Origin of the sequence: Rhodococcus sp. 14-2470-1a, from assembly GCF_002259425.1 — a bacterium.
GTDB lineage: Bacteria > Actinomycetota > Actinomycetes > Mycobacteriales > Mycobacteriaceae > Rhodococcoides > Rhodococcoides fascians_E.
This window is the reverse complement of the sequence record NZ_NPFZ01000048.1, coordinates 54,385-70,488: the sequence shown is the minus strand read 5'-3', so window position 1 is coordinate 70,488 and position 16,104 is coordinate 54,385. Positions and strand designations below refer to the sequence as shown.

General features: G+C 67.7%; 25 protein-coding genes. 1 reads left to right on the top strand and 24 read right to left on the bottom strand.

Annotation, left to right across the window (positions count from 1 at the left end; all coding sequences use genetic code 11):
* Positions 1-23 precede the first annotated feature (23 nt).
* From CH292_RS27355 to CH292_RS27345, 3 genes are read right to left on the bottom strand one after another with little or no spacing between them, the layout of a single operon-like run.
* Positions 24-3,293 (bottom strand): phage tail tape measure protein, encoded by a 3,270-nt coding sequence (locus tag CH292_RS27355; protein WP_143545824.1) that lies wholly within the window; start codon positions 3,291-3,293, stop codon positions 24-26.
* Positions 3,294-3,308: 15 nt separating this feature from the next.
* Positions 3,309-3,635: a hypothetical protein gene (locus tag CH292_RS27350; RefSeq protein ID WP_094656284.1), complete on the bottom strand. Its 327-nt coding sequence runs from the start codon at positions 3,633-3,635 to the stop codon at positions 3,309-3,311.
* A 23-nt stretch (positions 3,636-3,658) separates the two neighbouring features.
* Entirely contained in the window at positions 3,659-4,042 is a 384-nt protein-coding gene (locus CH292_RS27345; protein WP_094656283.1) for a hypothetical protein, read from the bottom strand.
* 186 nt (positions 4,043-4,228) lie between these two features.
* Here CH292_RS27345 and CH292_RS27340 point away from each other — a divergent pair, with 186 nt between their 5' ends.
* Entirely contained in the window at positions 4,229-4,861 is a 633-nt protein-coding gene (locus CH292_RS27340) for a hypothetical protein (RefSeq protein WP_143545823.1), read from the top strand.
* Here the strand turns inward: CH292_RS27340 and CH292_RS27335 are convergent.
* The 21 genes from CH292_RS27335 to CH292_RS27235 form a co-directional block, all read right to left on the bottom strand.
* The gene (locus tag CH292_RS27335; protein WP_094656281.1) at positions 4,858-5,451 is read right to left on the bottom strand and encodes a hypothetical protein; all 594 of its coding nucleotides are present in this window, start codon (positions 5,449-5,451) and stop codon (positions 4,858-4,860) included. The genes CH292_RS27340 and CH292_RS27335 overlap by 4 nt on opposite strands.
* A gap of 10 nt (positions 5,452-5,461) precedes the next feature.
* Positions 5,462-5,830 carry a hypothetical protein gene (locus tag CH292_RS27330; protein ID WP_094656280.1) on the bottom strand — a complete coding sequence of 123 codons (369 nt, stop codon included), beginning with the start codon at positions 5,828-5,830 and terminating at the stop codon, positions 5,462-5,464.
* A 3-nt stretch (positions 5,831-5,833) separates the two neighbouring features.
* Positions 5,834-6,043: a hypothetical protein gene (locus CH292_RS27325; RefSeq protein ID WP_094656279.1), complete on the bottom strand. Its 210-nt coding sequence runs from the start codon at positions 6,041-6,043 to the stop codon at positions 5,834-5,836.
* A 7-nt stretch (positions 6,044-6,050) separates the two neighbouring features.
* A complete protein-coding gene (locus CH292_RS27320; protein ID WP_256978602.1) occupies positions 6,051-6,320 on the bottom strand; it encodes a hypothetical protein in 270 nt (89 codons plus the stop codon).
* A complete protein-coding gene (locus CH292_RS27315; protein ID WP_094656278.1) occupies positions 6,317-6,667 on the bottom strand; it encodes a hypothetical protein in 351 nt (116 codons plus the stop codon). The genes CH292_RS27320 and CH292_RS27315 overlap by 4 nt, the downstream gene beginning before the upstream one ends.
* 3 nt (positions 6,668-6,670) lie before the next feature.
* A complete protein-coding gene (locus CH292_RS27310; protein ID WP_094656277.1) occupies positions 6,671-7,204 on the bottom strand; it encodes a hypothetical protein in 534 nt (177 codons plus the stop codon).
* The gene (locus CH292_RS28740; RefSeq protein ID WP_143545822.1) at positions 7,185-7,367 is read right to left on the bottom strand and encodes a hypothetical protein; all 183 of its coding nucleotides are present in this window, start codon (positions 7,365-7,367) and stop codon (positions 7,185-7,187) included. The genes CH292_RS27310 and CH292_RS28740 overlap by 20 nt, the downstream gene beginning before the upstream one ends.
* A gap of 4 nt (positions 7,368-7,371) precedes the next feature.
* The gene (locus CH292_RS27305; protein WP_094656276.1) at positions 7,372-8,694 is read right to left on the bottom strand and encodes a phage major capsid protein; all 1,323 of its coding nucleotides are present in this window, start codon (positions 8,692-8,694) and stop codon (positions 7,372-7,374) included.
* Between the two features lie 13 nt (positions 8,695-8,707).
* The gene (locus CH292_RS27300) at positions 8,708-9,433 is read right to left on the bottom strand and encodes an HK97 family phage prohead protease (RefSeq protein WP_143545821.1); all 726 of its coding nucleotides are present in this window, start codon (positions 9,431-9,433) and stop codon (positions 8,708-8,710) included.
* Between the two features lie 45 nt (positions 9,434-9,478).
* Entirely contained in the window at positions 9,479-10,627 is a 1,149-nt protein-coding gene (locus tag CH292_RS27295; protein ID WP_179278117.1) for a phage portal protein, read from the bottom strand.
* Positions 10,628-10,737: 110 nt separating this feature from the next.
* On the bottom strand, positions 10,738-10,965 hold the full coding sequence (locus CH292_RS27290; protein WP_094656273.1) for a hypothetical protein: 228 nt from the start codon (positions 10,963-10,965) through the stop codon (positions 10,738-10,740).
* Between the two features lie 15 nt (positions 10,966-10,980).
* Positions 10,981-12,483, bottom strand: a complete 1,503-nt coding sequence (locus CH292_RS27285) for a hypothetical protein (protein ID WP_094656272.1) — start codon at positions 12,481-12,483, stop codon at positions 10,981-10,983.
* Complete coding sequence (locus tag CH292_RS27280; protein WP_094656271.1) at positions 12,464-12,772, bottom strand: hypothetical protein; 309 nt, start codon at positions 12,770-12,772, stop codon at positions 12,464-12,466. The genes CH292_RS27285 and CH292_RS27280 overlap by 20 nt, the downstream gene beginning before the upstream one ends.
* The gene (locus CH292_RS27275; RefSeq protein WP_094656270.1) at positions 12,769-13,251 is read right to left on the bottom strand and encodes a hypothetical protein; all 483 of its coding nucleotides are present in this window, start codon (positions 13,249-13,251) and stop codon (positions 12,769-12,771) included. The genes CH292_RS27280 and CH292_RS27275 overlap by 4 nt, the downstream gene beginning before the upstream one ends.
* Complete coding sequence (locus CH292_RS27270) at positions 13,244-13,465, bottom strand: hypothetical protein (protein ID WP_094656269.1); 222 nt, start codon at positions 13,463-13,465, stop codon at positions 13,244-13,246. The genes CH292_RS27275 and CH292_RS27270 overlap by 8 nt, the downstream gene beginning before the upstream one ends.
* Positions 13,459-13,803: a helix-turn-helix transcriptional regulator gene (locus tag CH292_RS27265; protein WP_143545820.1), complete on the bottom strand. Its 345-nt coding sequence runs from the start codon at positions 13,801-13,803 to the stop codon at positions 13,459-13,461. The genes CH292_RS27270 and CH292_RS27265 overlap by 7 nt, the downstream gene beginning before the upstream one ends.
* Before the next feature lie 271 nt (positions 13,804-14,074).
* Positions 14,075-14,461 carry a hypothetical protein gene (locus tag CH292_RS27255; protein ID WP_094656266.1) on the bottom strand — a complete coding sequence of 129 codons (387 nt, stop codon included), beginning with the start codon at positions 14,459-14,461 and terminating at the stop codon, positions 14,075-14,077.
* Entirely contained in the window at positions 14,458-14,697 is a 240-nt protein-coding gene (locus CH292_RS27250; protein ID WP_094656265.1) for a hypothetical protein, read from the bottom strand. The genes CH292_RS27255 and CH292_RS27250 overlap by 4 nt, the downstream gene beginning before the upstream one ends.
* Positions 14,694-14,855 carry a hypothetical protein gene (locus tag CH292_RS29135; RefSeq protein WP_179278116.1) on the bottom strand — a complete coding sequence of 54 codons (162 nt, stop codon included), beginning with the start codon at positions 14,853-14,855 and terminating at the stop codon, positions 14,694-14,696. The genes CH292_RS27250 and CH292_RS29135 overlap by 4 nt, the downstream gene beginning before the upstream one ends.
* 14 nt (positions 14,856-14,869) lie before the next feature.
* Positions 14,870-15,217 carry a hypothetical protein gene (locus CH292_RS27240; protein ID WP_094656263.1) on the bottom strand — a complete coding sequence of 116 codons (348 nt, stop codon included), beginning with the start codon at positions 15,215-15,217 and terminating at the stop codon, positions 14,870-14,872.
* Positions 15,218-15,252: 35 nt separating this feature from the next.
* A complete protein-coding gene (locus CH292_RS27235; RefSeq protein WP_094656262.1) occupies positions 15,253-16,104 on the bottom strand; it encodes a cutinase family protein in 852 nt (283 codons plus the stop codon).

Below are 16,104 nucleotides of genomic sequence, written 5' to 3'. Positions count from 1 at the left end.
AATGAAGCCCTCGCGCGCCCGGCTCACCATCCGCCGGCCAATGCGTCCGAGCGGACCAGTCGCCGCGCTTCTCTGCTCATTTCCTGCGCCGCCTCCTCTGGATTGTTCGCGATCATTTGCTCGATCCACACGAGCGGACCGCGCTCGCCGTCGAGTCCGCCGCCCTCTGCGCCCTCCGTGTCGGTCGGTGTGGCCGGCTCCTCGCCGAGCGCTGGCGTCGACGACAGCGCCGGCGCGGCCGTCGAGTCCGCGAGGTCGAACGCGATTTCGCCGAGCTTGCCGAGGCCGAAAAAGTCGAGCGTGTCGCCGACCGTCTCGTCGAAGATCTGGCGTGGGAGCTGGTGAAGGAACTCCTCGAAGTCCTGCGCCGAGTACGCGCCCGACGAGGACGACGCGCCGGCCGAGGACATGCCGGCCGAGGACATGCCGGCCGACGTCCCGGTCGACGACGACCCGCCGAGACTCGACGACGAGCCGCCGGCGGATCCGCCGACCGAGGCCGGCGCGTCGAACGTGCCGCCGATGCCCGAGACTCCGCCCGTGCCCGAGAGCGGACCGCCGACCGTGCCCTCCGGCATGGCGTCGCCGCCGATGAAGAACTCCGGCGGAAAGTGCGCGTGGTCGGTAAACATGGGGTCGTCAGCGCCGGCCGCGATCCCGCCGAACTGGCCGTCGCCGCGCGCGCCGCCCATCTCGAAGTGCGTTCCGTCCGGCAGCGTCGCGGCAGTGTGCCCGCCGTACGGCCCGCCGTTGTACCAGCCGAACGACAGCGAGCCGGCCGGCCCGACGCCCGGAATCGCGCCCATTTCAGCCAGCGCGGACTCCTGGTTACCGGTCGCGAAGCGCGACCCGAACGGCGAGCGCCCGGTCGCGAAGTTGGCGAGCGCAGAGACAGCCCCCGAGCAATCGCCCCAGTTCACCCCGCCCCACTCGTACTCCGCGCCCTCGACGCCGCGCGCGAAGTCGATCAGCTCGTCGGTCGAGACCAGCCCGCCGTCCGCGTAGCCCGGCAGCATTCCGTGCAGGAACTCAGGTGAAGGCACCCAGCCGGCGCGAATCGCCTCGAGCACCGGCAGAGTCTCCGGCGTCACCGCGTGCGCCGGCTCGACAAATTCGCCGTTGGACAGGCGAGCGAGGATCGCGTCGTCGCGAGGCCCGCCCGGACCCGAGACCTTGCCGCCGTCGCGGTACGGTGCCGCCCACGACACGAGCGAGTCACCGAGCGCGCGCGTACCCATGCCGCCGACGCCCGGCACCCAGTCCGGAATCTGGATCCGTTGCAGAACGCGGCCGATGTTGCCGACCGCCCGTTTGATCCCTTGCTCGATGTTGTCCCAAACGCCGCCGATCGTGTCGCCGACCTTGCCGAAAAAGTCACCGACAGCACCGAATCCGGACTTGAACGCCTCGAACGCCGGCGAAATTACGTTGTTGTAGTAGCCCGATATCGCCGACGCGATCCCGGAAAATACCGGCTCGATCACGCCGTTGTAGAACCATGAAGCGGCCGCGCCCACCTCGTCGAGCCGGTCGCCGAACCATCCGAGCACCGGCGCGATAACCGAGTCGTACACCCACGAGAACACTTGGCCGACAGCGTTCATCGCGCCGTGGACGATGCCCCGGAAGGTTTCGGACTCGCGATAGGCGTAGATCAGGCCGGCCGCGAGCAAGCCGAGGCCCGTCACGATCAGCATTAGAGGATTGGCGTTCATCACGACGTTGAAAGCCGCTTGCGCGATCGTCCACGCCTTGATCCCGCCGACGATCGCGAGCAACGTTCCACCGAGCGGCGCGAGCGCGATCGCGAGCGAGCCGATCGCGCCGGCGTTGTCCATCAGGAACCCGGCCATAGAGCCGAGCGCGCCGACGAGGCCACCCTTCACCGTCCGCGAGAACTCTTCGAGCGCGACGCCAGCTCCGCCGCGCAACGTCTCGCCGGCCGCGGCCGCGGATCCCTCGAACCCGGCCATATTCGACTCTGCGCCGGCCAAGCCTTGAAGGAACGCCGGTATCTGGTCGACCGACAGATCCTCGAGCGGCGTTCCGAACAGTGCGATCGCGGTGTTCGCCCGCTCCGCCGGATCCTCGATTTCGAGCAATCCCGCCGCGGTGTCGCGCAGCGCTTGCTGCGCCTCCGCGCCGCCGCCGGCGATCGCCGCCGACATAGCCTCCGCGTTCAGTCCGACCCGCTCGTACGCCGCGACCGATGCCGTCGACATATCGGATCCGCGAATCGTGAACTCTTTCAGCGCATCACCGGTTTTGTCGAGCGCGATCTTGCCCTGGTCCGACGCCGCGACGAGCACCCCGAACGCCGCGTCGCCCTCGAACCCGAGCGCGCGAAAGTTGGTGCCGTACTCGTTCATAATTTCCGGCAGCTCGTCGCGCATCGCCGCCGGCACGCGCTGCGCGGCCGCCGTCATCAGGTCGAACGCTTCGGTCGAGTCCTTCGCAAGCCCGTTCGTCACGAGCTGCGCCGCCGACTGCACGGACTCTGTGACGTCGCCGCCGAATATCCCGGCGAAGTTCATCGCCTTCTTGGATATGTCCTCGATCGACGCTTCGCCCTCGTAGCCGGCCGTCCGGAAGGATGAAGCGACCGCGCCGACCGCCGTCGACACGTCCTCCATCGAATCGCCGAACGCGCCCTTGTAGAGGTTGCCCGTGATCGCGCCGTATTCCGCGCCAAGCTCGCCCGTCGCGCCGAGAGACGCCGCGAGCTTGTTCGTCACTGCCTGGTTGTCGATTGCCGACAGGCCCAGCTCGACCGCGGATCCGATGCCGGCGGCCGCGACTGCAAGGTTCTTGATCTTGCCGCCGGCCGCGTCGGCGTCGTCGCCGAACCCGCGGACGCCGCGCGCGCCTTGCTCGCCCGCGTCGCCGGCGTCGCGCTGCGCACGTGCAGCGCGATCGTTCGCGTCGGCGAGGTCGTTCGTCGCCGTCGTGGCGTTGCGTGTGGCCGCCTGGACTCCGCGGCGCGCCGACTCGACGCGCTCCTCCGCCGCGGCGAGCTGCGCCGCGGTCGCGCGGCCCGAGTTCTGCAAGTCCTCGAGCTTCTGCTGTTCGACGCGTTGCCGGCCGGTCGCGTCCGCTACTTTGTCTTGTGCCCGCGCGAGCTTTTCGGCCGCCTTGTTCACCGCGGACTGCGCGCGGCCCATTCCGTCCGCTATTGCGTCGCCGGCCTCGCGCCCGGCCTGCTGGCCGGCCTCGCGCGTGCCGCGCGACAGCGAGTTCGCGAACCCGCGCAGCGACGGAAGTACCGGCACCCACACCACATCGTCAGCCGCCACCGGTTACCTCCGTCGCTACTTCGCTTGTTGTTGCGGCCCTATCGACTTCAGATAGGCCAGAACTTCCTCCGTCGTCGCGCCGCCGCGGTCGCCGAGCTGCACCGCGTCGCGAGACCACGGGAATTGCAACCACTTCGGCCACTTCGGACGCTTGCCGCGGTGCCAGACGAGACGCTGGTCGAGAATCTTGAGGTAGTGCAGTAGTTGCCACAGCAACGCCTCGACGTTCGTCCACTGCTGGCCGTCGTTCCGCGCCCGGTGGAGGGCAGAACCCGGCGGAAGATGTTCCACGAGGACGCGAAGCTGGCGAGCGGATATTTCACGCCGCCAGTACGCGCCCACGTAATCACGTCCGTACTCAGCAATTAGCGCTGCTTCGATCGCCTCTGGGAACGATTGAAGGATCGCCGCGCCTGTGTAGGGTCGCCGCTAGCATCGACCGCCCGCTGGTTGTCGAGGTACTGCGAAAGCGCCTGCGACCACAGCCCGGACGATCCGCCGGCCTCGACGAACTTCTCCCACTGTTCCTCGCCCATGTAGTGCGCCGCGACGTCCGCCGGCGTCGACTCCTCGTCGCGCGAGATTTCGCGAAGCTCGTCCTTCCACGGGTCGTCCGCCAGAATCGGATCCATACCCCACCACTGAATCCCCTTGAAGGTGAAGGGGAATCGGTCGACCGAGCCGACTTCCTCCTGACGCTTTTCGAGCATTGCGTCGAGGTCGATCGGCTGCGCCTTGTGATCTGCCATGTGCTGCAACTCCTTCGGTGGATTAGCGGACGGTGGATTGACCGGCAGCGGCCGCTGACGCGATCCACCGGCACACCGGCGGCCGCTGCCCTCTCATAGTGTGCCCAAGCAAGCAGACATAGGAAAGCATCACAATGTGATTGTGCTCGTCGAACTCTCCGCCGACCGATCGGCTAATCTGCGCGCATGACAGGGAGCGACGACGCAATTAGCCGAATGTATGCCGATATGGCGCGGTCGATACGGCCCGACCTCGACGCACTACGACAGTTCAACGAGCACGCGAGAGCGCAGGCGCAGAGTGCGCGCGCGATCGACGAGTCGATCCAGGAAATACACGACGCAAGGGCAGCGCGACAGGCGGCCGAGGACGCGGACCGCGCCCGCGAGCTGGAACTAGCCGAGATGCAGGCGGAACTCGCCAAGGACGGCGTGCAACTCTCGCGCGACGGATTGCGGATCGCCGAGGAAAGCCGCGACATTGCGAAGGACAGTTACGCCGTCGCCGAGGACGGACTGAAGATCGCCGGCGAAAGCCGCGACTACGCGAAGAACGGTTTACAGGTCGCCGAGAAAAGCCGAGATTACGCGAGAGACAGCCGGATTCTTAGCGTGATAGCGATACTCGTCGCGATCGGGTCCATCATCGCCGCGTTCGTGATTGCGAACAGCAGCACGCCGGCCGCGGACGAACCCGCGACCGGCGTACCGTCGATTTCGGAACAGGCTCCGGCAGAGAACGACCCGCCGGCCGTCGTTCCCGAGCCAGCGCCGGCCGAGGGCGAACCCGCGGCCGGCGAGCCGGCAGCCCCGAACTAGGCTCCGCCGAGAGCCGGCACGCGCCAGCCCTCTTTGAACTCGCGCTTGACCGACCAGCCCTCCGGACCCGGGTAAGCAGTCAGCGTCACCGGGTAGCCGATGAGCTGGTCCTTCCGGTACACCAGTCCGCCGCGTTCGGTGATTTCACCGTTCGGAATGAGCGCACGGCGCGCGTAAACGCCGTCGATCACGTCGATACCCCACGCGCGCAAGTCGCGAGCCTTCTTGTCGCCGTCGACGAACGACGTCACGCCGGACGCCTCGTCGTAATCGACGTCCTCCGCCCTCACCTTGAAGTAGACGGAAATGGTGTCCCAGCTCGTCGTCCACAGGGTCGTTTCCCACGTGATGATTTCGTTCGTCGTCTCCACGCGGACCGGCGCGTTCGTCTGCCACGGGGTGAAGGGCGTCGAGTCCTGTTCCCTGTTCTCCGTGATCCCCTCGTCGGAGATGTAACCGAGGTCGACCGCGCCCGCGGTCCACGGCTCCATGTTCTTCGGGAACTCGTAGCCGCGATCGGCGACGCGCAGCGCGCCAGTCACGCCGAGGCGCACCAGCGCGTCGTCATAGTTGCTCGTCGGTGCAGTCATGTTGTGCCCCTTATCTTGTGATGAACGACAGCACAGCGCCGCGCCGTCGAGTGTTCTTGTTCCAGTCCGGCCGGCGAACGAAGTAGGGCACGCGCGCGACCGTCAGGCCGGCGACGTCGATTCCCTCGATCAGCGATCGCACGCGCTCCGCGAGGTCCGCCGCCTGGCCGGCGTCGCCGGCGAATACGTCGACGTCGACGTCCCGGTCGTGGGAGAGCGCCGGCCCGTTCCACGGACGCGCGCGTTCGGTCGCCGGCAGCTCGCGCACCGCGACCGCCGGCAGCTTCTCGTCGAATGCCGGCGGCAGCGTCGCGTAAGCGTTCAGGCCGGCCGCGCCGAGATGCGCGACCAACTCCGCCTCAACGTCGACGCCGGCCACGCGTCAGCCCGCCTTGTTTTCGCCGGCGTTGCCGGCGTCCGTCTCGACAGGTGAAGCAGAGCGGCCGCCGGCGGATCCGGAGCGCGCCACGCGGCCCGAGTCCGCGGCGACAGCGTGTCCGGATCCGATCAGCCGCGCGGCCCAATCGTCCGAAACGTCCTCGACCGTGCCGATTTTCGACGACTTGCGATGTACCGTGTAGCGAATTTTCACCGCTAGCTCACCTAACTTCCCGTATTGCCCGACCCAGCGCTCGCCGCCGTGTCTTACGTTCCGAACCGTGTTCCTCTTCCGCCGAATCCGACTCGACGTTCGCGAACGATCGCCCACCCGGACGGATCCCGGACACGACCGAAATAGTCGCTTCGCCGCCGAGTTCGTCGGTGTTCGACTGCGCGCGCCGCGCCACGCTGCGCGCCTTGTCGACGAGCGCCCGCTGCAACGGCCCATGCCGCATGATCGCGTCGACTTGCTTCTGCGACAGCCTCACCCGCGGACCTCCTCGAGCGTCGCCTCGACGTGGTGCACCAGCTCCGGCCGTATCGGGTGAGGCCACCGCACGACGTCGCCGAGCACTTCGAGCACCCGGTCGCCGTGCCGGACCCGGTCGATCGACCGTAAGTCGATATCCATTCCGACCGGCGTCACGAGCGACCAGCCCGAGATGACGCCGTGCCGGAAGTCGCCTTGCTCGCGCGACGCCGCCGGCTGCAATGACACCCGCCGTTCGACCGGAATCACGATCGGATCCGAGTAGTCGAGCGACGTCGCGTCCGAGGAATATCGGTCCTTGACCTCGCGCGGCCGGAGAATGTCGATCCTCGTCGTATATGCCACCGGTCAGCCCTCCGCCGGAATGACGTACTTGTCGAGCTTCACGTAATCCGATGCAGTGAAGGCGAACCCGCCGACCGTCGCGCCGAACCGTTCGTCGATCTGGCCGACGCGTAGTCCGAGCTGGCCGGCCGGCGCGATCAGCGCGCGCGTCGCGACCTCGAGCACCAGCCCGTCGAGCGCCGGCACGTCGTCGAGACCGTGGTCGACGACCAGCTCGACGCCGCGCCATTCGCTCGTCCAGCACCCGACGCGCTTACGTAGCGAGCCGTCCGCGGACCACATGAAGCGCGACGGGTCGACCGGCTCGCCCTCCTCGAGCACCGAATGCACCGCCAGCAGGCGAAGCGTCGGAACTTGGAGGATAGGCGAGCCGGATCCGTCGACGATCAACTCGACGCGTTCGAGCACTGGCGCGATGTGCCACTCGCAGTAGGAACGCACCGCGTCCCATACCTGCGCGACCTTCTCGTCCGCTTCGGCCTCGTCGTCGAACCGACCTTTGCCGGCCTTGATGACGTCAGCTCCGGTTACCGCCACCGGTGCCCCGCTTCGCGCTCGTCGACTTGCCGCGACCGCCGGTCGCCGTGGCTCCGGATCCGCCGGCGTCGTCGCCGTCCGGATCCGGAACGCCGGCCGAATCCGGCACGTCGCCCGGACGGTATCGAACCCCGTCGAGAACGATCATCTTGTGGCTAGGCATCGAATCACGCTCCCGCGGCAGCGGCCGGCGCGATGTGAACCATGCGGTTCGGACGCCAGAACGCTTGCGCGGCCGACAGTTCCGCGCGGACGTAGTTCAGGTTCCGCTGCGCGTAGTCCTTGTGCTGGTTGAACACCTGCACCGACAGGCCCTCGCAGTCGAGCAGCGCAACCTGCTTGAAGTCGCCGAGCAGCGACTCGAGCGGATCCAGTCGCTCCGACACGACGCGCGGACGTCCCCACAGCGTGCCCGGACCCATCGAGAACGGACCGTTACCGAGGAAACGGCCGTCGCTGTCCTGCAACAGGTCGATAGCCTCGTCGAGTTCCGGCGAGAGCAGCACCGCGTCGACCTTGCCGCCGCGGCCGCGACGCGTTACGGCAGTGATGCCGCGGCGAGCTGCGCGGATGAAGTCGAACGCCGCTTCGCTGGTGATCGTGTCACCGGTGCCGCCCGTGTAGGTGACCTCCTGCACGCCGGTCGTGTGCAGAATGCCGCGCGGCCGGCCGTTCTCGCCGTCCGAGTTCAGCAGCGTATCTTCGATCACGTCGTCGAGCGAGTACGCGAGTTCGTTGTTCATGTACGACGCGAAAGCCGGCGCACGCGAGAGCAACTGATTCGTGACGTCGTATCCGTCGGCGTACGTCCAAACCTTCGCGTCCTCGATGCCCGTCTCGATATCCGACGTCGGTTTCAGCGCCGCGTCGTCCGTGCCGCTGGTCGCCTCCGGAACGATCTTCGCGTTCCGGGTCACCGAACGCACCTGCACGTAGTCGAAGTTCCCGTCAGTCTGGCCGCGAGAAATAAGATCCAGCAGCGACAGGCGAGCGCGGTCGACCATATCGACGGTAGGCAGACGCATCGGTGCGAGACGTGCGTCGCCCGTGGTCAGCGTGCCGTCCTTGCGGTTGCGGAAGTAGCCGGCCATATCGCCGACCTTGACGCGGCCGATGTTCACCGGCGAGCCGTTGGAGACACCGGACGGATATTCCTTCGCGAAACGCGCGTACGCGTCAGACTTGGTGAACATCTCGCCATACGTCTTGACGCCGCCGCGCGGTGCGGTGCGAGCGCCGCCGGACTTCATGCCGCCGGCCGGCTCGTCGTCGTCGGCGAGCTGGTCGCCGTCGCCCTCGTTCGGCTCGTCGCCGATCGACTTCAGCGCGGCCGCTGCGCGATCGTTCGCCGCGATCGCCTCGCGAGCGGACTTGATGTCGGCATCGAGCTTGGTGATTTCCTCGAGCTGTTCCGCCGAGAAATCGCCGTCGTGCTTCTTCAGCTCCGCCACTCGATCGAGTGCGGCCTTCAGCTTGGCCCTAGGACCCATTCTTTCCTCCTGGTTATTGCCCGATCAGAGTCAGCCGCGCCCGCGCTTGCGCCGAGCCGCCACCGGTCGTTTCAGACTCGCCTGCCCCGCCGGCCTTTTCAACACCCACCCGCGACCGGTCCGACTTCTCTTCCTCCGCCGACGACAGGACGTCGCCGATCGCGTTGTGCGCATCCTGAAGCGCCGCATAGTTTTTCGACGACAGGACGCGGCCGGCCTTCGCCGCCGCGGCGAGCACTTCGCGCGACTTCGCCTCTAACAGTTCGGTATCCCGGTTGGCACCGAGCAGCGTCGGACCGACCTCGAGAATCGCCAGCTCGCGCAGCTCGTACACGTAATACTTGCCGCCGTCCTCCGCTTCGCGCTCGACCATCTCAGCGTCGAGAGTGTCGTACGCGAACGATGCTTGCGTGACGCGCCGGCCCTTGAGTAGTTGGTACACCTTGCGCGCCTTGGCGTTCTCCGGGTCGTCACCCTCGACGTCGAGCGTCGCCACGACCTCGAGGCCGGCCTCGACCTCCGCCGCCGAGTCGACCGCGCCGATGTGCGAGAACGGGTCGCCCCACTGGTGCGACCAGATGAACGGAATCGGATCGCCCTTCGCCTCCCACTCCGCGAGACTCTTCGCGAACGCGCCCGGCATCACGACGTCGCCGTACGAGTCGACGTTGCCGAACACCGAGACCAGCATCCGCACCTGGCCCGCCTTCAGCCCGTCACCTTCACCGGCCGCCTTCACCGCGACCTGAAAGTCCTTAGTTTTCACCGTGTCCCGCCCTTCTCGTTATTCGTCGTCCGCCGGCCGGCCCGGCACGTCGGTAGGTGACGCCTGCCCGCCGACCGTCACGTTCATAGGCACGATCAGCTCGTCGCCGCCGTCGACGGCCGACATGTTCATGCGCGCGCGCCACTCGTTTACCGTCATCGTCGGCCGGCCGACGACCGTCTGCCCGACCTTCGCCTGGTCGAGGAACGATCCGCGCATCTTCGCCTCGATCGCGTACTCCGCATATATCGGGTCGTCGCCGTCCGTCACGTCCGGCACGAGCTGCGCGTTAATCGCTTGCTCGTTCCGCGCGAAGTGATGCCCGAGCACCGGCCCGTAGAGCATCTTCTGAAACGCGTCGATGTTCGAGTAAGTACCCTCGCGCGATCCGACCAGCTCCGGCGGAACGTGATACGCGGCCGCGACCTCGATATCGGTCAGCTTGCGCCCCTCGAGGTCGAGCGTGTCCTTCGGCCGGAACGCGCTCGCCGACGCGCCCGTGATTTCCATATCGTCCTCAAGCAGCAGCCATTTACCCTCTTTGCCGCCGCCCCGCCGGTACGCCTCGAGTCCGCGCATGAAGCGCGACCGCGCCTCCTTGCTCCACTTCGGCGCGGTCGCCGGCCGGCGCACGACCTGCGGAATGCGAGCGCCGTTCTGCCACACACTGCGCCGATAGCCGACCGCCTCGCGCGACTCGTCGAGAATGTCGGAAAGCGTCTCGATCGGCGACAGACCGTTCGGCGACGATCCGACCGAGTAACCGACGTCGTACACACACTGCGACGGCTCGAGCTTCACCGTCGAGCCGTCCGGCATGGCGACGCGGATCCGCCGGACGTCGCCAAATCCGTCGCCGTAGAACTTCGTTCGCTTCGCCGGAATCCGCGTCAACGTCAGCCGCTCGTCGCGGTCGAACGCCCACACGATGCAATAGCGATCGTGGATCAGCCGATCCATCATCACGTCATGCCAGAACCGAACCGACGTCATGCGCGGAAGCGGTTCACGCAGAGCGAGAGCGAGCGCGTGATCGGTCACGCGCTCGCGATCGTTGTCCGAGATCCTGCGGTGCAGATGAATCGGCACCGAGGCCACCGACTCCGCGATGAACGTCGTCACCTTGCGGACCGCCGGCTGGTTCTTCAGCACCGCAGCCTCGTTCACCTTGCTCCCGGTGAGGTCCGTCAGCGGAACGCCCTCGTCCGGGAACTCGACAGTCGCACCGCGCGATTCGAGATGTGTCGACAGCCCGTCGAGTGTTTGGAATGCGACCATTACGGCAGCACCTGCACGAAACGAACGCCCGGTGCCGGAATCATCAGCTCGCCCGGCATCGACTGCCAGACCGGCGCGCGCGACTCCTCGTCGAGCAGCGACACGTCGACGAGCACCAGACCGTCGCCCTTTTCAGCATGAAGCCGGCCGCGCGCCGAGAAACCCCAGCACTGCACGACGACCTCCCGGCCGATGTTCTGCTTCAGATACCGCCGTACACCCGGCATTCGTTGCCCTCCCGGTCACGCGAAAAGTGTTTCCGCGTCGTCGTATTCGTCATAAGCGGACGACGATTCGTCCTCCCTAGGCTGCATTGCACGCCACAGCGCCGCAACACCCGACACCACCGGCGCGACGTCGCCCACGCTGTTCTTCCGCTCGAAAAACCACGCGTCGCCGGACTGTTTCGACTTCACCAGCTCCGCCGCCGCGGTGAGCCGAGGTTGCCCGCGGTGCCGGACCCGCCGCTGCATCACCGCGTCGTAGAACCGACCCGATGCGGCCGCCAGATCCGGCCCGCCCCATTCGATTACGCGCAGCGTTTGGTCGTTGTCGTCGTCATCCTTGTACTTGATGAGACGTAGATCCTCGATCAGCGATGAAGCCGGCGCACCGCGCGCCTGCACCACGACCTCCGGGTACTTGTGCGCCCGTTCGGCGAACCATTCCGCGATCCAGTCCGTACCGGCCCGCGACGCGATCAGCTCGAGATGAAACGCGCCGTCCTCGCGCGGCGCGGCGACCGTGATGTGCGACCACTGGCGATCGAACGACACGTCGAGCGCCAGCGACAGCTCCGCGCCCGGCGCTCGCCGAGACTTCGGATCCCGGCACGCGTCCCACGTCCCCTCCGGGAAAACGCCCGGCTCGAGCGTGTCGACCCACTGGCACAGATACTCCGTCCGGAACTCCGATTCCGGGAACGCCTCGACGTAGCCGGCGAGCTTATCGGCCGTAATCCCGTACCCGAGAGAGGGATTCGCGTACGGCCAGTATTGCGGATCCGTGTGTGGCACGCCCGGCGGTGCAGACCACTCGAAAAGACCGACCTTCGTGTCGGCCGTCTGCCCGAGTTCGATCTTCCGGCCGGCCGCGTCGCGCACCGTCCGGAGAACGATCGACGTCTGGTCGCCGGCGTTCGACACCGCGACCACCTGCGACCGCGCGACGGCCGTCGTCGTCGGAACGATCGCCGCCCACGCCGCCCAGCTTTGATGCTCGCGCAGCTCGTCGAGGATCGCCATATCGGCCGACAGTGAACGGCCGCCCTTACGCGTCGCCGTCTGCGCTTTCCAGCGCCGCCGGCCGGTAAGCGTGATCTTCCGCTTCCCGTTCGTCTGTAGGTACTTGACGAGTTCGCCGTTCAGCTCCGGGTCGTCCTCGATCACACCCGCGCCCTCATCGAGCAGTTCCTCAGCCTTGTCGAGATCCTGCGCGGTCGAAATCACGAGCCGCGCCATATCGACATATAGCCGCCACAGCACCAACCCGAGCAACCACTTCGTCTTACCGTTCTGCCTGGCGATAAGAACGATGATCGTGTCGAACCTGAAGCCCTCGCCCGACTCGTCGAGTTCGAGCGCGTGGATATACAGCCAGCGCTGCCACGGCCGCAGCACCCAGCCCAAATCCTCCTCGAGGAACGCGACGCACTCGAAACCCAGCGACGTCTCCGGCGTCAGCTCGCGCAGCTCCGGCGTGTAGACCCGCGGCGTCGTGTGCCCTTTAAGCGCCCCGGCCAGCACGGCGCGCCGCCAACTTTCCGCCTTGCGCCGAGCCGGCGTCGCCGCCGGCCAACGTCACCCGTCCGACCGGTGTGCAACCCAGCTCCGTAAGCGTCTTGAGCAGGTGCGGCCCGAGGTAGAGCGCCTTCGTCGCATCCTGCCCGCCGGCCGCGACGCCGGCCTCGATCTGAAGCGCGTAGCGCATCGCGAGGTCGACCGCCGCCTGGTCCTCGCGCTTAATCTCACGGCCGCGTGCTGCGACCGCGCGCGCGACCGAGGCCGGCAGACTCTCGTCCTGTTCGTCGCTCATATGTCGTCGTCCTCGTCGTCGTCCTCGACCAGATGAAGCGCCGGCGCAGTCGCGCCGGCCGCGGCCCGCCGTACGCGCGCCAGATAGTCCGCCGGCGTCACCGGTGCGGCCGGCCGATCGTCCGGAGCCGGCCCGTCGTCGCCGTCGACGTCCGCCGGCGGATCCAGCGCCGCGCCGGCCGACCCGAGTTCCGACAGCAGCTCGTGCCGGCGATTGAGAATCTTCATCGCCTGGTCGACCGACTTCGGATCGCCCTTCTTCGCGTACCGCCACACCGGCACCAGCAGCTCGTCGAGCCGCGCGAGGTCAAGTCGAACCTCGATATCGCGCGAGAGTTCCGGCGAGCCGAGTAGCAGATCCGCGACCAGCTCCGCGAGCAACGCGGCCGGCATGTTCGTCGACTCCTCGATCGTCTGCCACGATGAGCCGGACTTACGCATACGCAGCGCCCGCTCCGCGACCGTCTCGTCGTCAGCCATTCCTCAGTCCTTCCCGCCGGCGTTGCGCCGCGACACCGACCAGCTGCGCCGGCAGCTCGACGCCGCGCCGGACCAGCAGCTTCTCCATGCCGGCCGCCGTCATCCCGACCCGGCGCAGCGCCCGGTCCACGTACTCGCCGACGTCGAGTAGAAACGTGAAGTCCTCGACGACGGCCTCCGCGTCCTCGCCCTTCAGATACCGGCGCGTCACCACAGCGTGTCCAATGCCGGCGCGGACTCCGGGAACAGGTGAAGCACCGGCGCGGCCGGCCGTTCGTCGACCAGCTCGCACCCGCCGCGGCCGCGGCTGCACAGGAACCCGACGAACGGATTCGGTGCCGGCCGGTAGAACCACTCGACGTCGAACCCGGTCAGCGCGGCGAGCCGATCCAGCTCCGCCGGCGACGGCCGCAGCGTGCCAGCCTCCCAGTTGTCGACGGTCGGCTCGCGAACCTCGAGCGCAGCGTCGACCGCCGGCCCGTGAAGGTTCGCGAGATTCAGCGCCGCCGTGATCCGATAGGGGACCGGCACGCGCTCGCCGGCCGCGCTCACCACGACCGCCGACGAGGCACCGCGCGCCGCGCCCGGATCATGCGCGCGCGTGCTCGCGCTAGTTCCGACAGCGCGCTCGCGTAAGCCGCCGGCGCGCTGCCTACCAACGCCCACTCGCGCGCCTCCGCCCACCGGAACGCGTCGGTCGCCTCCTCTAGCTCGACGAGCGCAGCGGCCCGGACCGAGCGCCGGCGAGCCACGACGCCACACGCGACCGCGTTCACCGCGCAGACGGCCGCGATCAGCCCGACGAACCACCAGTCGACCGGCATCACAGCGCACCGCCGGCGTCCGTTACGCGTGCGCGCGCGTGATGGGTGGTCACCCTCCGGGGGGAGAGGACGGCTACCAACCCGGACCCGTCCGGCTGGCTGGCGCTCTGTGGCCGGAAAGCCCCTACCCCGAGCGGTGCGAGCGCGTCGTCGATGGTGCCGGCGTCGATGTAGGGCAGGCCGGCGAGTTGTGTCATGTGTCGCCGGTGGACGTTGTGCGCGTGTCGCGCCGCGGCCGCGTCGATGTGCCGGCGGATCGCGGCCCGCGTCAGTCGACGGTCGCAGGGTGCGCAGAGTTCGGCGTGTACCGGGTCGAGTTGCCACGTCAGCGCCGCGTCGCAGTCCGAGCACCGCGGCGTGTCGAGCGCGCTATACGTGTCTCTCATGCCTTCACCTGCCCGCGTTGCTTGGCGAGCAGGTAAGACCGCGCGCGCTTCGCCGCCTGGTCGTCTTGCTCCGCCATGCTCACGACCATCGCGTCCGCCTTGGGTGTCGGTGCGTGGTCGAGCTTGGTCGAGGTCAGCGTGCGCCCGTCGACTATCGCGGCGTAGTGCTCGTCGACGGTGCCGGCGGCCTTGCTGGCGCGTCGCTCCGCTTCTTTCATGCAGTGCTCGCAGCTCATGCGTTCTTACCTCCGGCCAGTGCGTAGTCGAGTTGCATAGCCGGCCGGTAGCGATAGCCGAGACCGAGCCAGCGGACGAGTCGCGCCGCGCGTTCCCGGTTCAGCTTGTCGCGCACGTCCGGCAGTCCGAGCAACCGACGCTGTTCGTCGTACGTCATTGCGTGCCAGTCCTTCATGCCCGACCGCCCGTCCGACGATTACGGAACGCGTCGACGACTTCCTCCTGCGTCGTCGCGCCCGGTGGTTGGTTGATGAGTTGCATCTCATCCACGAACGCGGCCCGCATTCTCGCCTCCGTCTCCGGGTCGACTGGTCCGTCGAACCGCAGTCCGCCGTCCTGGTCGTGGTCGATCACCACGCGGTCGCGAGGTCCGCGGCCGCGCACGATTCGAGCGATCGGTGCGACGACGACGGCGACGATGATTCCGCCGACGACGACGATCACGGCGAGAGCGGCGAGCAGGAACAGAACGATCGCGCCGAGGAATGCCGCGGCGTCGAGCAGTGCGTGCGTTGTCATGTGGTGCGTTCTCCTTGGTCGGTGTGGTTGTCAGGTCAGCGGATCGCCGGCGGTGTCCAGTCGACGACCGCGGCCGGCAGTACCGAGCGCAGCCATTGCGGCAGGTACAGCCCGAGTGGCCGCGGCGTGTATGGCTCCGTCAGGTTGGGCAGTGGTGGGAGGTCCGGCAGCTCCGGGACGTCGACAGCTGGCAGCACCGGCCCCTGCGCCGGCGGTGCCACGTTGTCGAGGTAGCCGGGTGGGTAGTCGGTGTGGTGCGCCTGGAAGTCCGCGCCGAGCGTCACGAACCGCTCGAGCTCGTCGATCGTCGGCCAGTCACAGATCGGATCCTGTGGCCGGCAGACTTGCACCAGCTCGACGCCGCCGGTGTCGCCGCGGATCCCGCGCATTGTGTAGCCGGGGAAGATACCCGGCACTCGTGTAGCGATCCCGCCCGGATTACGTGCGTCCGAGATGAGCACGGCGCGATAGTCGCTTGTGTCGATACCGTCGCGCGTCATGGCCTCGAGCGCGTCGCCGACGATCGTCGCGCCCTGCGAGTGCCCGATTAGCTCGACGTCCGAGCCGGGGCATTCCGCCGCGATCGTCCCCAGCTCTGCGCGTACGGCGTCGACGCCCATCCGGACGGACTGGTCGAACGTGTACGGACCGAGAGGCCAGATCGAACCCGGATAGTCGATCCTCCGGACGTCAGCGCCGGCGGCCGCGGCGATATCGGTGTGCGCCGTTACGACGGTGTGCTCGAGTCCGACCGAGCTTGTCCCGTCGACGGCGACGACGATCGTCGAGGCGCAGCCGAGACCTTGCGCGCCGGCAGGCGCAGCCGCGAAAATTCCAAATCCGGCAGCCAGCAATACGGCCGCCGATAGCGCTCTGATTCGAGCCAT

Excerpts from the sequence above, each read along its gene's own strand:
- CH292_RS27345 (WP_094656283.1), bottom strand. The coding sequence starts at position 4,042 with ATGGCAGATCACAAGGCGCAGCCGATCGACCTCGACGCAATGCTCGAA.
- CH292_RS27340 (WP_143545823.1), top strand. The coding sequence starts at position 4,229 with ATGACAGGGAGCGACGACGCAATTAGCCGAATGTATGCCGATATGGCG.
- CH292_RS27335 (WP_094656281.1), bottom strand. The coding sequence starts at position 5,451 with ATGACTGCACCGACGAGCAACTATGACGACGCGCTGGTGCGCCTCGGC.
- CH292_RS28740 (WP_143545822.1), bottom strand. The coding sequence starts at position 7,367 with ATGCCTAGCCACAAGATGATCGTTCTCGACGGGGTTCGATACCGTCCG.
- CH292_RS27305 (WP_094656276.1), bottom strand. The coding sequence starts at position 8,694 with ATGGGTCCTAGGGCCAAGCTGAAGGCCGCACTCGATCGAGTGGCGGAG.
- CH292_RS27290 (WP_094656273.1), bottom strand. The coding sequence starts at position 10,965 with ATGCCGGGTGTACGGCGGTATCTGAAGCAGAACATCGGCCGGGAGGTC.
- CH292_RS27280 (WP_094656271.1), bottom strand. The coding sequence starts at position 12,772 with ATGAGCGACGAACAGGACGAGAGTCTGCCGGCCTCGGTCGCGCGCGCG.
- CH292_RS27275 (WP_094656270.1), bottom strand. The coding sequence starts at position 13,251 with ATGGCTGACGACGAGACGGTCGCGGAGCGGGCGCTGCGTATGCGTAAG.
- CH292_RS27255 (WP_094656266.1), bottom strand. The coding sequence starts at position 14,461 with ATGAGAGACACGTATAGCGCGCTCGACACGCCGCGGTGCTCGGACTGC.
- CH292_RS27250 (WP_094656265.1), bottom strand. The coding sequence starts at position 14,697 with ATGAGCTGCGAGCACTGCATGAAAGAAGCGGAGCGACGCGCCAGCAAG.
- CH292_RS29135 (WP_179278116.1), bottom strand. The coding sequence starts at position 14,855 with ATGACGTACGACGAACAGCGTCGGTTGCTCGGACTGCCGGACGTGCGC.
- CH292_RS27240 (WP_094656263.1), bottom strand. The coding sequence starts at position 15,217 with ATGACAACGCACGCACTGCTCGACGCCGCGGCATTCCTCGGCGCGATC.
- CH292_RS27235 (WP_094656262.1), bottom strand. The coding sequence starts at position 16,104 with ATGGCTCGAATCAGAGCGCTATCGGCGGCCGTATTGCTGGCTGCCGGA.